Origin of the sequence: Vreelandella piezotolerans, assembly GCF_012427705.1 — a bacterium.
In the GTDB taxonomy this organism is placed as follows: Bacteria; Pseudomonadota; Gammaproteobacteria; order Pseudomonadales; family Halomonadaceae; genus Vreelandella; species Vreelandella piezotolerans.
The window spans coordinates 2,626,750-2,639,296 of sequence record NZ_CP048602.1 but is presented as its reverse complement, the minus strand read 5'-3'; the positions used below and the strand labels follow the sequence as shown (position 1 = coordinate 2,639,296).

14 protein-coding genes and 3 tRNA genes are annotated in these 12,547 nt (G+C 57.3%); 11 read left to right on the top strand and 6 right to left on the bottom strand.

Annotated features, from left to right (window positions below; translation table 11 throughout):
• Positions 1–78: 78 nt before the first annotated feature.
• Positions 79–393 carry a high-potential iron-sulfur protein gene (locus GYM47_RS12125; RefSeq protein WP_139526799.1) on the bottom strand — a complete coding sequence of 105 codons (315 nt, stop codon included), beginning with the start codon at positions 391–393 and terminating at the stop codon, positions 79–81.
• A gap of 252 nt (positions 394–645) precedes the next feature.
• On the opposite strand from GYM47_RS12125, the gene GYM47_RS12120 reads away from it, so the two are divergent.
• Positions 646–921 carry an Lrp/AsnC family transcriptional regulator gene (locus tag GYM47_RS12120; RefSeq protein ID WP_044628486.1) on the top strand — a complete coding sequence of 92 codons (276 nt, stop codon included), beginning with the start codon at positions 646–648 and terminating at the stop codon, positions 919–921.
• Between the two features lie 90 nt (positions 922–1,011).
• The gene (locus GYM47_RS12115; protein ID WP_139526804.1) at positions 1,012–1,860 is read left to right on the top strand and encodes a DNA/RNA non-specific endonuclease; all 849 of its coding nucleotides are present in this window, start codon (positions 1,012–1,014) and stop codon (positions 1,858–1,860) included.
• Positions 1,861–2,070: 210 nt separating this feature from the next.
• Here the strand turns inward: GYM47_RS12115 and GYM47_RS12110 are convergent.
• From GYM47_RS12110 to GYM47_RS12100, 3 genes are all read right to left on the bottom strand, one after another.
• Positions 2,071–2,157, bottom strand: a tRNA-Leu gene (locus tag GYM47_RS12110).
• A gap of 46 nt (positions 2,158–2,203) precedes the next feature.
• A tRNA-Leu gene (locus tag GYM47_RS12105) sits at positions 2,204–2,290 on the bottom strand.
• 87 nt (positions 2,291–2,377) lie between these two features.
• Positions 2,378–2,464: transfer RNA gene (locus GYM47_RS12100), tRNA-Leu, on the bottom strand.
• Between the two features lie 270 nt (positions 2,465–2,734).
• Between GYM47_RS12100 and rnr the strand changes: the two genes are divergently transcribed.
• The 9 genes from rnr to GYM47_RS12055 all read left to right on the top strand — a co-directional run bounded on the left by rnr (position 2,735) and on the right by GYM47_RS12055 (position 10,460).
• A complete protein-coding gene (rnr, locus tag GYM47_RS12095; protein WP_153843764.1) occupies positions 2,735–5,119 on the top strand; it encodes a ribonuclease R in 2,385 nt (794 codons plus the stop codon).
• 2 nt (positions 5,120–5,121) lie between these two features.
• Positions 5,122–5,919, top strand: a complete 798-nt coding sequence (gene rlmB / locus GYM47_RS12090; RefSeq protein ID WP_153843763.1) for a 23S rRNA (guanosine(2251)-2'-O)-methyltransferase RlmB — start codon at positions 5,122–5,124, stop codon at positions 5,917–5,919.
• Positions 5,920–6,130: 211 nt separating this feature from the next.
• Positions 6,131–6,508: a 30S ribosomal protein S6 gene (gene rpsF / locus GYM47_RS12085; RefSeq protein WP_044628490.1), complete on the top strand. Its 378-nt coding sequence runs from the start codon at positions 6,131–6,133 to the stop codon at positions 6,506–6,508.
• Positions 6,509–6,541: 33 nt separating this feature from the next.
• A complete protein-coding gene (gene rpsR, locus GYM47_RS12080) occupies positions 6,542–6,769 on the top strand; it encodes a 30S ribosomal protein S18 (protein WP_009097135.1) in 228 nt (75 codons plus the stop codon).
• A gap of 12 nt (positions 6,770–6,781) precedes the next feature.
• Positions 6,782–7,633 (top strand): hypothetical protein, encoded by an 852-nt coding sequence (locus GYM47_RS12075; RefSeq protein ID WP_139526938.1) that lies wholly within the window; start codon positions 6,782–6,784, stop codon positions 7,631–7,633.
• Positions 7,634–7,648: 15 nt separating this feature from the next.
• Positions 7,649–8,095: a 50S ribosomal protein L9 gene (rplI, locus tag GYM47_RS12070; RefSeq protein WP_044628492.1), complete on the top strand. Its 447-nt coding sequence runs from the start codon at positions 7,649–7,651 to the stop codon at positions 8,093–8,095.
• 158 nt (positions 8,096–8,253) lie between these two features.
• Positions 8,254–9,642: a replicative DNA helicase gene (gene dnaB, locus GYM47_RS12065; RefSeq protein WP_139526810.1), complete on the top strand. Its 1,389-nt coding sequence runs from the start codon at positions 8,254–8,256 to the stop codon at positions 9,640–9,642.
• 82 nt (positions 9,643–9,724) lie between these two features.
• Complete coding sequence (locus GYM47_RS12060) at positions 9,725–10,018, top strand: hypothetical protein (RefSeq protein WP_139526812.1); 294 nt, start codon at positions 9,725–9,727, stop codon at positions 10,016–10,018.
• Between the two features lie 139 nt (positions 10,019–10,157).
• Positions 10,158–10,460 (top strand): DUF6482 family protein, encoded by a 303-nt coding sequence (locus GYM47_RS12055; RefSeq protein WP_153843762.1) that lies wholly within the window; start codon positions 10,158–10,160, stop codon positions 10,458–10,460.
• 13 nt (positions 10,461–10,473) lie between these two features.
• Here GYM47_RS12055 and GYM47_RS12050 read toward each other — a convergent pair whose 3' ends face one another.
• Together GYM47_RS12050 and GYM47_RS12045 are read right to left on the bottom strand one after the other, a co-directional pair.
• Entirely contained in the window at positions 10,474–10,878 is a 405-nt protein-coding gene (locus GYM47_RS12050; protein ID WP_153843761.1) for a thiol-disulfide oxidoreductase DCC family protein, read from the bottom strand.
• A complete protein-coding gene (locus GYM47_RS12045) occupies positions 10,875–12,488 on the bottom strand; it encodes a cryptochrome/photolyase family protein (RefSeq protein ID WP_153843760.1) in 1,614 nt (537 codons plus the stop codon). Before GYM47_RS12045 ends, GYM47_RS12050 begins: the two co-directional genes overlap by 4 nt.
• Positions 12,489–12,547 lie beyond the last annotated feature (59 nt).

Here is a 12,547-nt window from a genome sequence, read left to right as displayed (position 1 = left end):
TAATGGGTTTTTCGCCCAAAAAAACCATTACCCCGCGCAGTGCGCGGGGTAATGTCGTTGGCATTGCCAAAAAGCAGCTTACGCTTTTGCGGTCCAGGATTGGCACCAGCCTTCTGGGGCAACGCTATTTTCGGGGAAGAGCTGGCAACCCTCGGTGTCTGCATTGAAGAACATGCAGTTAGAGCAGAGTTCGCCCTCTTCATAAGCGGGGTGGTCACTCGCATCGCTGGCTTCTTCAACGTAGTTGAGCGCCTGAGCAGTAGGAGAGGACGGATCCAAGCGCGGGAGTTCCTGGGCAAAAGCACTCTTAGACAGGATTCCAGCACCAAACGGCAGGGCGGCGAGGCCAAGCACGCTGTTACGCATGAACTTACGACGGCTCTGATTAGCCATGGTGTCTCCTTATCGTCACGGTCTGACGTTTTACTACGGTGATCGGGTGGTGGTCCACCTCTTAAAACTCCGACAATTCTTATAAATCGGAGGTCTAAGGTACATGCTAGCGCATGCTAAAAATTAGTGCGAATAACCTTATAAATAGCGCGACAATTAGCCACGCCGAGCACCAGCGCTTGGCCGAGCCTTACAGGCTGCTATACTCGCCCCGTAGCGTGATAACCACACTTCATGAGCAGCGAGGGCGCCATGCAAAACGCAGTGATCTTGATCAATACCGAAAAAGGCCAGGTAAAAGCCGTTGCCGAGCGCCTAGCCGATGTAGAAGGGATCAGTGAAGTCTACTCAACTTGTGGTCGTTACGACTTGGTGGCCATTGCTCGAACCCGCGACTTCGAGAGCCTCGCCGAGCTGGTGACCGAGCGGCTCAATGCGGTGGAAGGGATCAGCGATACCGAAACGTTGAACGCCATGCAAGTACACTCTCGTCACGACCTGGAAACCATGTTTTCGCTTGGCTGGTAGTACAGGTCAGTGAAACAGTAGCTCATAAATACATAAAAGAAGTGGCTCAAAAGAAAGTGCAGGGGAGTGACGTCGTTGGGGAATTCATTTGTGCGCTGGCGCCGGCAAGGGCGGCGTCTGGGCATTGCTGTGCTGTTTGTCATGGTGGGCACCGGTCTATGGGAGTTCCAAGGACGGCAACACCAAGAGGCATACACCTGGAAAGGCGTGCCTACTTGGGAAACGTTTAGGCCTACCACCATTCATCGGGTGTTGCGTAACGACGGATTTTTGGCAGGGTGGTCGGATGTGCGTGTCGGTGCGCTATGGGTGAGCTATCAAGTCGCTGCCGTGCCGGACGACACGCGCATCGGTGGCCGACCCAATTTTCAAGCAGACTGGAGAACGCTTTGGCCCGTGGGCACCGACAGCTACTCAGGCAGTGGCTATGATCGCGGACACCTAGCTCCCAACTACGCCATTGCTGCGGTGCATGGCCGCCGTGCGCAAATCGATACCTTCTTGATGAGCAACATGGCGCCTCAACGACCTAACTTGAACCGTCAGCTGTGGCAGCGTTTGGAAGAGTCGGTGATGGACCACTTTGCGCCTCGTTTCGAGCGCTTGCAGGTGATCACTGGGCCTATTTACCCGGAGCGCTTCATGGATAACGTGTTCAATCGCGTGGGCTTCGTGGAAGTGCCGATAGCGTTTTATAAAATCATCGTCGCCCCCCACGAGGAAGCGCCTTTGGCGCTAGCGTTCATCATGCCCCAAGAGGTAAGAGGTAACGAGCCGCTGGATGATTATCTCGTCACCATCGATGAGGTCGAGGCGCGAACGGGGCTCAATTTCTTTCCAGACTTAACGCCTGCGATGGAGGCGGTGCTTGAGGGCGAGTTACGCACTCAAGGCTGGGCACTGGAAGAGGTGGCGCGTCGGCCGGGTCGCTACCAGTAAGTCGGCGGGCGAGAGTCGTTTGATTTTCGCTCGTCGTCGTGTATCACCGTAGTAGGGTTTAGGCGCGACAAATCAACATTCGCAGAGAGGAATGGGTCAAATAAAAAGAAGAAGTGCATCAACGTTTCGCACTGACGAAAAAGAAGCGTAAGAACAAAGAGAATAAAAGAAGGAGAGATATGAAAGAGTGATGCGGATGGGAACCCATCATGGTGCCCAGGAGAGGACTTGAACCTCCACGTCCGTACGGACACTAGCACCTGAAGCTAGCGCGTCTACCAATTCCGCCACCTGGGCGCATCATCTTTTCGTTTGTGGTCACAGCGCAACGTTCGTACTCGCATGGTGCCCAGGAGAGGACTTGAACCTCCACGACCATACGGTCACTAGCACCTGAAGCTAGCGCGTCTACCAATTCCGCCACCTGGGCGAACACGAACTCACTGCCGTAGCCTTTGCTACTGACTTGCCGCTGCACCATCGTGACGTCATGAAAAGGGGGTAACATGATGTCAAGTGGTGCCCAGAAGAGGACTTGAACCTCCACGACCATACGGTCACTAGCACCTGAAGCTAGCGCGTCTACCAATTCCGCCATCTGGGCAAGTGGCGCGTATGATACCCGGGTCGCCGCTAAATGCAAGCCCTTAGGCGGATTTTTTAACGCTGAAATACCATTAATGGGACGTTAGGTGGTTGGGTGATTGAACGGGCAGCGCTATACTGCGCCCATGACCAAACAAAACATGCCATGCGTCAGCTCATTAGTCGCTGATGCCGACGCCAGTTGCGTCGATAGTGATTCCCGCCCGCAGTGCCATGGCGCTGCGCCAACTGTCCGCCTCCCGCAAACGCCATCAAGGATGTTGATCGCATGAAGTACTGGACGTTAAGTGATGATCCGCACGCCGAGCGCGAGGCGCAAAAGTACGACAACCCTGCGCCCAGCCGCGAATATCTGTTGGCTGCCTTAGAGAGCTACGGCAAGCCCATCACCCATGAAAACATGAGCCGCATGTTGGGCATCGAGGATGAAGATCATCTCGAAGCCGTGCGTCGACGCATGGCCGCTATGGAGCGCGACGGGCAAGTGCTGCGTGATCGACGAGGTGCTTACGCGCTGATCGATAAGCTCGATCTGATTAAAGGTAAGGTGCTTGGGCATCGCGATGGTTTTGGCTTCGTGCTCAGAGATGATGGCAAAAAGCCGGATCTCGTCCTGCCGCCTCGTCAAATGCGGCGTGTGTTTCACGGGGATCACGTGCTGGTACGCATTAGTGGTCGTGACCGTCGCGGTCGTGATGAAGCGACCATTGCCGATGTGATTGCCCGTAATACTCAAACCATTGTCGGTGTATATCGTAGTAACACGCCGGAGTTTGGGGTGCTGATTCCTGAAAACCCGCGTATTACGCAAGAAGTGATCATCCCACATACCGCCTGTGGGGGTGCCAAAGACGGCCAGGTCATTTCGGCCAAGATCGTGCAGCAGCCCGCCACGCGGGTGCAGCCGGTGGGTGAAGTCATCGAAGTGCTAGGTGAGCGTATGGATCCTGGCATGGAGATCGACATTGCCATTCGCAGTTACGATATCCCTGCCGAGTTTCCGCCAGAGGTACTGGATCAAACCAGCGAAATCTCTGCCGAGGTCTTGGAGGAGGATAAAAAGCATCGCGTCGATCTGCGTGCTATTCCGCTTGTCACCATCGATGACGAATCTGCCAAAGACTTCGACGATGCGGTCTGCGCTTGGAAGACCAAATCCGGTAGTTGGAAGCTGTTGGTAGCGATTGCCGATGTGTCGCACTATGTTCGACCCGGCACTGCGCTGGATGATGAAGCGCGTACGCGTGGGAACTCGGTTTACTTCCCCGGTCAAGTCGTCCCGATGTTGCCGGAGCTGCTCTCCAATGGCCTCTGTTCGCTGAATCCGCATGTCGACCGCCTGGTGATGGTGTGCGAGATGAATATCTCCAAAACCGGCGCCATTAGTCGCTACTCGTTCTATGAAGCCGTGATGAACTCCCATGCACGCCTGACCTATAACAAGGTGGCGGCCATGCTGGACGGCGAGAGCGAAGAGGGTGAGGCGCTGCGTCGTGAGCATGCGGAATTGGTCAAGCCGCTCAAGAACCTGCACGAACTCTACGGCCTGCTGCGTACCGCCCGTGAAGAGCGGGGCGCGATCGACTTCGATACCACCGAAACGGCGATCATCTTCAACGATGAGCGCAAGATCGAAAAAATCGTGCCGCGAACGCGTAACGACGCTCACAAGCTTATCGAGGAGTGCATGCTGGCCGCCAACGTGGCCACGGCGCGCTTCCTGGACAAGCACGACCTTCCAGCGCTCTACCGTATTCACGAGCGGCCCACGCCCGAGCGTTTAGACAAGCTGCGCCTGTTCTTGAGTGAGCTGGGGCTTTCCGTGGGTGGGGGCGACGAACCCACGCCGCAAGATTATCAAGCGCTACGCGAAGCCATCGCTGACCGACCGGATGCCGATATCATTCAGACGGTCATGCTGCGCTCGATGAACCAGGCCGTTTATTCGCCTCAGAACGAAGGACACTTCGGTTTGGCGTACCAGGCGTATGCGCACTTTACGTCACCGATTCGCCGCTATCCCGATCTCTTGGTTCACCGCGCTATTCGCTCGGTCATTCGCGGGCCGCGCCAGACCAATACGGTCGTGCGGGTAGAAGGGGCACCGGTAGAGCCGCCGAGCAAGTGGTGCCCCTATACCTTCGAGCAAATGCTGGAACTGGGCGAGCACTGCTCGATGACCGAGCGGCGCGCGGATGAAGCGACTCGCGATGTCGAGAGCTGGCTCAAGTGTGAGTTCATGTCCGATAAGCTTGGGGAGACGTTCGAAGGCACGATTGCCTCGGTGACTCAGTTCGGCCTGTTCGTGCGCCTCGATGACTTCTATGTCGAAGGGTTGGTACATGTAACGTCACTGCCCTCGGACTACTACCACTACGAAGCCGAGAAACATCGCCTGAAAGGGGAGCGCACGGGGACTACCTACCGCTTGGGTGACGGTCTGACCGTTCAAGTGGCGCGTGTCGATATGGACGATCGGAAAATCGACTTTGGTTTGGCCGACGACAAGCCGCGCCCGCGTCGTCAGCCCCGTAAGCGTCGTGGCGAAGAGGGTGGCCCCAAAGCGGCCGCCGCCACCGATAAACCGCCAGCGCGTCGCGGCCCGCGCCGCACGCGCAGCGGCTCGCGCAAACCATCAGCGAAAAAGGGGTGAGCATGAAATCGTCGTCGTCTCGACGTCACCCTCAAAAGGCCATCCGCACGCCGGATGGCTTGGATCACGTCTACGGCGTTCACGCCCTCGAGAGTCTGCTCGAGCGGGGAGAGGCACCCCGCGAGCTGTGGGTTCAGCAAGGGGCGGGTAACCGCTTGAAAGAGCTGGTGGCAAGCGCCCAGGCCAGTGGTGCACGCATCAAAGAGCAGCCCCGGGATGTGCTCGACCAGCTCACCCAGGGCGCGGCGCACCAAGGCGTGGTGGCGTTTTGCGCGCCTTTGACGCCCGAAGGGGAAGAGTCGCTGTGGTTGAAATTGCGCGCCTGGCAGGCATCTACACCGCCCCTGCTACTGGTGCTCGATGGCGTCACCGATGTGCATAATTTCGGTGCCTGCCTACGCAGTGCCGATGCCGCCGGGGCCCACGGCGTGATCGTGGCGAAAGATAAAGCCGCACCGCTCAACGCCACGGTCAGAAAGGTGGCCTGTGGGGCGGCGGAAGTCGTGCCGGTCTATCAGGTCACGAATCTATCGCGCACGTTGGCCAAGCTCAAAGATGCGGGTGTCTGGATTACCGGTACTGCCGGTGAAGCAGAGACCAGCGTGTTCGAGATCGACATGACGGGTCCTACTGCACTGGTGATGGGCGCCGAAGGCAAGGGCATGCGCCGGTTGACCCGGGAAGCCTGCGATAATCTCGCCAAGCTGCCCATGGCCGGGCAAGTGTCGAGCTTGAACGTCTCGGTGGCCACCGGTATCTGCCTGTTCGAAGCCGTTCGCCAGCGGCAGCTTGCAAGTTAGCGGCCAGCCCACTAGAATGCTTGCGCCCGTTTATTCATAAGCGGGCGTTCGTATGGATAACTCATCCGTACGATTAACAGTTCTGCTTGATGCGCTATCTCGGCTGTTCGCGGCCTAGAAAGGGCATTTCAGTTAACTCCTTGCTTCCCTGTCGCCGTTGAGGCATCTGCCCCAGCGCGCATCGGAAGCTGCCAAACCGCAAGGAGATTCCATGCGTCATTACGAAATCGTGTTTATGGTCCACCCGGATCAGAGCGAGCAAGTGCCGGCTATGGTCGAGCGCTACACCAGCATCGTTACCGAAAACGCTGGTACTGTGCATCGCCTGGAAGATTGGGGCCGTCGTCACCTGGCTTACCCGATCAACAAGATCCACAAAGCCCACTACGTGCTGATGAACGTCGAGTGCACCGGTGAGACTCTCGAAGAGATCGAGAACATCTTCCGTTTCAACGACGCCATCATCCGCAGCCTGGTCGTTCGCTGCAAAGAAGCGATCACCGAAGCGTCTCCGATGATGAAGCCGGCAGAAGAGAAGCGTCCGCGTCGCGAAGAAAAACCGCGCGCTGAAGCTGAAGAAACTGCCTGATTTTATCCACCGCACGTTTTAAGGAGCTAGTCCATGGCACGTTTTTTCCGTCGCCGTAAGTTTTGCCGCTTCACCGCTGAAGGCGTCAAGCAGATCGACTACAAAGATCTCGACACGCTGAAGGCTTACATCACCGAAACCGGCAAGATCGTTCCGAGCCGCATCACCGGCACCAAAGCACGCTATCAGCGTCAGCTGGCGACCGCTATCAAGCGTTCACGCTACCTGGCACTGCTGCCCTACTCCGATAGCCACCAGTAAGCGTTTGACGTGATGCTGGCACTCGCAAGATGGCTGATGCGTGGCACGCCCTATGCCGCAGGCGGGGCAGCGCTAGCAGCGTTAGTGCCCTGGCTGTTTTGGTTGGGTGCGGCCATCGCAGCGTTAGTGACCTTGCGCAAGGGCTTTGCTCCCGCGCTTCCGGTGATTATCGCTGCGGCATTACCAGCTGGTTTCTGGTGGGCGCAGGGCGATGTGATTCCGCTGGCGAGCGTACTACTCGTCTCGCTAATGGCGGTCATATTGCGCGAAAGGATGCGCTGGAGCGAAGCTTTGATCGTTGGCACCTTAGCGGCCGCGGTCATGGTTCAGCTTGGCATCTTCAGCCCCCCGGGTGGCACCGAACTCATGCTGGAGCAGCTGCGCGAGAGCTCGCAAGAGATCGACCGCATGCTCACGGAGTTTGCCAACCAAGGCATCGATACGACGACTCTGGCCGCCATGGTCATTGGCGGCGTCACGGGGTTGGTTGTGCTGTTAGCGGCCATCGCATGTTTGGCGCTAGCACGCAGCTGGCAGGCTGGGCTTTATAACCCAGGTGGCTTTCGTGATGAGTTTCATGCCTTGCGTTTGACACCCAAGGAGCTCGCTATCTTAGTGGGGCTTGGGGTGGCAGGCATGGTGCTGGGAGCGCAGGCGCTGGCCATGCTGAGTTGGATTCCGCTGCTGATCGCCGGTATTGCGTTAGTGCACGGGTTTATTGGAATAAAGGGGATGAACGGGCTGTGGCTGGTAGCATTCTATGTGCTGCTGATCACGACCTGGCCCACGATTCTCATTGTGCTGCTGTTGGGGCTGATCGATACATTCGCGAACGTTCGCGCACGCCTTGCCCGCAGCAATTGACAAGAGGTTTACGAGATGGAAGTCATTCTGCTCGACAACATTGGTAAGCTGGGCGGCCTGGGTGACAAAGTCACTGTCAAGCCCGGTTATGGTCGTAACTACTTGGTACCCTACGGTTTAGCCGTACCGGCCACCAAAGAGAACGTAGAAGCGTTCGAAGCGCAGCGTGCCGAGCTCGAAGCACAAGCCGCTGAGCGTAAAGCCGAAGCCCAAGCACGCGCTGAGCAGCTCAACGACATCGAACTGTCGTTGGTGTCCAAAGCCGGTGACGAAGGCAAGCTGTTCGGCTCTATCGGTCCGCGTGACCTGGCCGACGCCATCTCCTCTGCTGGCATCGAAGTTGCCAAGAGCGAAGTGCGTATGCCGCAGGGCCCGATTCGCCAAACGGGCGAATACGACATCGACCTCCACCTGCATGCAGAAGTGGACGCCGTTGTACGCGTGGTCGTTGTCGCCGAGTAATCTCGCTCGCCAACGCTAACGCCTCAAAGGGCGCGGGATCTCCCGCGCCCTTTGTCTTTTATGAACCGCTGACGAGTGTGATTCGGCCAGTGGTGTGAAGGAAGCTGCCCGGCTAAGATAAGCGCCGTTGGCAACGCGTTACATTTAAGGAGCTCGCTATGCAGGACCAGCCCTCTGCTGATCAGGAAACGGCGGCGCTAAAGCTGCCGCCGCACTCGCTAGAGGCGGAGCAGTCGGTGTTAGGCGGGCTCATGCTAGACAATCAAGCCTGGGATAACGTGTCCGAGCGCTTGGTCGCCGACGATTTCTATCGCTATGAGCACCGTTTGGTGTTCAACGTGATGATTCACTTGGCGGAATCAGGGCAGCCGCTCGATGTGGTCACGCTGTCCGAAGCGCTGGAAGCGCGGGACCAGTTGGATACCGTCGGCGGGCTAGGGTTTCTGGCGGAGCTTGCCCGCAATACGCCCTCGGCCAGCAACATACGCGCCTACGCGGATATCGTTCGCGAACGCGCCACGCTGCGCAAGCTGATTCGTGCCGCCAACCAAATCGCCGAAGGGGCGTTCTCACCGCAGGGACGACCCGCCGATGAGCTGTTGAACGAAGCCGAGCGGCTGGTGTTTCAAATTGCCGAAGAGCGCCCCAAAACCGGTGGACCTATCGGTATGAGCGATCTGCTCACCAAAGCGGTCGACCGCATTGATGAGCTATTCAACCTCAAAGGCGAGATGACTGGTCTCTCCACCGGTTTCCGCGATCTGGACGAGATGACCTCGGGTCTGCAGCCCTCCGACTTGGTGATCATCGCTGGGCGTCCATCGATGGGTAAGACGACATTCGCCATGAACTTGGTCGAGCATGCGGTCATCTCTAGCGACAAGCCGGTCATGGTGTTCTCCATGGAGATGCCCGCAGAGTCGCTGATGCTGCGTATGCTCTCTTCACTGGGGCGCATCGACCAGACGCGCGTTCGCTCGGGCCAGCTGGAAGATGAGGATTGGCCAAGGCTCACATCGGCTGTCAACCTTCTCAAAGACAAACAGCTGTTCATCGATGATACCGCCGCGCTCTCGCCCAATGAGATGCGCTCGCGACTGCGCCGTATCGTGCGTGAGCACGGCAACATGGCGCTGATCATGATCGACTATCTTCAGTTGATGCAGATCCCTGGCTTTTCCGAAAACCGCACGGGGGAAATCTCTGAGATCTCACGCTCTCTGAAAGGTTTGGCAAAGGAGTTCAACTGCCCGGTCGTGGCGCTTTCGCAGCTTAACCGCTCGCTCGAACAGCGCCCCAACAAGCGCCCCGTGATGTCGGATTTGAGGGAGTCGGGCGCGATCGAGCAGGATGCGGACGTCATTGCCTTCGTTTACCGGGATGAGGTGTATAACCCGGACAACCCAGATAATCAGGGCATTGCGGAGCTCATCATCGGTAAGCAGCGTAACGGGCCGATTGGCACCGTTCACATGGCTTTCATTGGTAAATACACGCGCTTCGAGGATTTGGCGCCCGATAGCTATGGCGAGGCGTTTGGCGATTAACTTGAGCGTCATGGGGGAGAACGTATAATGCGCACCCTCATGAGTAGTTCGCCTCGAGCAGATAGAGAGACAGGAGTAACAAATGGCAGGTGGTTTTAGGCGCGGTAACCGCAAACGTCTTCCGAAACTGGAAGGCCGTGGTGAACTCCAGTCGCTAGAGCGCGAAGGCCCTTTCAAAGAGTGGCTGGGCATGCCCGATCTCTATCGCTACTTTTTGGTGGTGGAGGGGGAGAAGTACAGCTACCAAACCGAAGATGCTGAACTCCCCGTCGTTGTAGGCGACAAAGTGGTGTTTCGCTATAAAGAGACCAAAGGTGGGAACTGGATCGATCGTAACTCGCTGGGCAAAGCAATCGACCCCTCCGAGTATCAATAAGTCGACCGTTAGTTGACGATTGAGACAGGAACTCTTCCCTGTTATTGCCGTCTTAGGCAGTTAGTGCCAAGGTAATATGATTGTCATGGAGCCGCTTCATGCTGTGTTCCATGACGATGACCAATAACAGGAGGGAACCATGGAACTGAAAGCGCTGAAACAGTTCGTCGTGAATCACGACAATTTTGAAATCCGTGTGATTACCCATTCGGGTAGTCGTTTTTACCAAGTCGAGCTTGAAGATGTAGAAGGTGAGCGCCACATGTTGATGCAGCGCGGTAAACCGATGCTGTTTCGCTCACTGGATGACGTTTATCTAGAGCTCAAGCGTGCGGGTATCCATCGCGCCTACTTAGTGCAGCACGTGCCTCAAGATGAGGTGATTGGCCGCGACGCTCATTATAGTGCGCCGCTGACCTCGCGTATGCCGCTCGTCTTTTGATCCAGCCGCTGTATTAGCTGACGGTTTTACCCTGTCGTTTTTCCCACCATCGCCCCAGCCGAATACGGCGACGGGCAAAGAAACGGTAGCCTGCATCCATCATGCTGCGCAGGCCCGGTAAGTAAGATAGCTTTACCAGCCGCCGGTAGCCCAACACCGCATAGAGGGCCCGGCTGGCGTCCATCCCGATGAACCACCTCCCTTCTTGATCTTGCAAATGCAGTTGGCCCATCATGGCGTCGAAACTGCGACCGACCTCGTCTGGCTTGAACTCGCTGCTCTGAATATCGACCAGCCGAACGCGAGACCGATGGCGGTGTTTGGCGAGCCAAGCGACTTCCACTCGGCAAAAGGGGCAGTCCCCGTCATGGTAGAGCGTGACCGGAGCCTGGGCATCCAGCGCTGCGAAACGGCTCATGAGCGGTTCTCCGAGTTAGATGTAGAGGAAGCGTGTTGGGCAGCAGAGGCATAGCCCTTCGTATGCGCCGGTTGGCCGTAGCCTTTACTGGTTGGCAGTTTGGCAAGGAATTGCTCGGCCTGCTGGCGAATGGCCTCGCGCTTCTCCTCTTTCATGCGTCCTAACGAGCCATAAATGAGCTTCATTCGTGGATTACGGTTGAGCCGTTCCGCATTGGTTTCCAAAAAGTGCCAGTAAAGACTGTTGAAAGGGCAGGCTTTGGGGCCGGTCATCTGTTTGGGCGAGTAGCGACAGTGCTGACAGTGATCAGACATCTTATCGATGTATTTACCCGAAGCGCAGTAAGGCTTGGAGCCCATCAAACCGCCATCGGCGTGCAGTACCATCCCGAGGGTATTAGGCAGTTCGACCCACTCGCAGGCATCGGCGTAGACGGCGAGGTACCAGTCGCACAGCGCTTCGGGCTTGACGCCGCACAGCAGGGCAAAGTTGCCGGTGACCATGAGTCGCTGGATGTGGTGCGCATAGCTGTTGTCGATGGTCATTTGAATGGCGCGCTGCAGGCAGCGCATGTCGGTGTTGGCGTCCCAATAAAACGCGGGCAGCTCGCGGGTGAAGCCTAGCTGGTTCTCCTGTTTGTACCCGGGCATGTGCGTCCAGTAGAGCCCGCGCACGTATTCGCGCCAGCCGAGTATTTGGCGGATGAAACCCTCTACCGCATTGATAGGCGCTTTGCCCGCATGGTAGTGCGCCTCGGCGGCGTCACACACTTCCATCGGCGAGAGCAGGCCAATGTTCATCGCCGCAGACAGGCGTGAGTGATACAAAAAGGGTTCTCGGTCACTAATGGCATCTTGGTAGCGGCCAAAGTCTGCTAGCCCGTGTTCGATGAAGTGGTTCAAATCGACCAGTGCCTGCCGCCGGGTGACCGGCAAGTTGAAGGTCTCCATCGTTCCCATGTGATCAGCGAAATGGTCAGCGGCGTCCTTAAGAGCTGCTTTTGTCACGTCATCCTGGCCGTGGTTGGGCAGTGCAGGAAAGCTCAGCGAGGCATCGATGGGCTCGCGGTTGTCGTGGTCGTAGTTCCACTGGCCGCCGCTGGGCGTATCGCCCTCCATGAGCAGGCCGGTGCGCTTGCGCTGCTCGCGGTAGAAATACTCCAGGCGCAGCTGTTTGCGGCCCTCTGCCCAGCGTGAAAAGTCGTCCGGTGTGGTGAAGAAGCGGTCATCTTCCCACAACTGCCAGGGGAGGGCGTTGTGTTGGCGCTGCTGCATGTCGTTCCACAGCCGCCACTCGCCGGGGCGGGTAACGCGAATTTCATCACAGCCGTACTGCTTGGCGAGCCGCTCGGCTTCTTCTATCAGCGACTGGGTGTTATCGCCATCATTGATGCGGCTGTAATGCACCGTATAGCCTTTGTCTCTCAAGGCGTCGGCAAAGTGGCGCATGGCGGCCATGAAAAGACCGATCTTATGCAGATGGTGAGGCACGTAGCGTGCCTCTTCGGCCACTTCGCACATCGCCACCACCGCATTGGAAGGCGCTTCGCGAAGGGTTGGCAGCGTCAGCGTGAGCTGATCACCCAGTACCAGGAGTAACGGCTTGGACATGAGTTGGCCTGCAGTTATACAAATAATGTTGATAGTATAACTTTATGCCGCGACTTTGC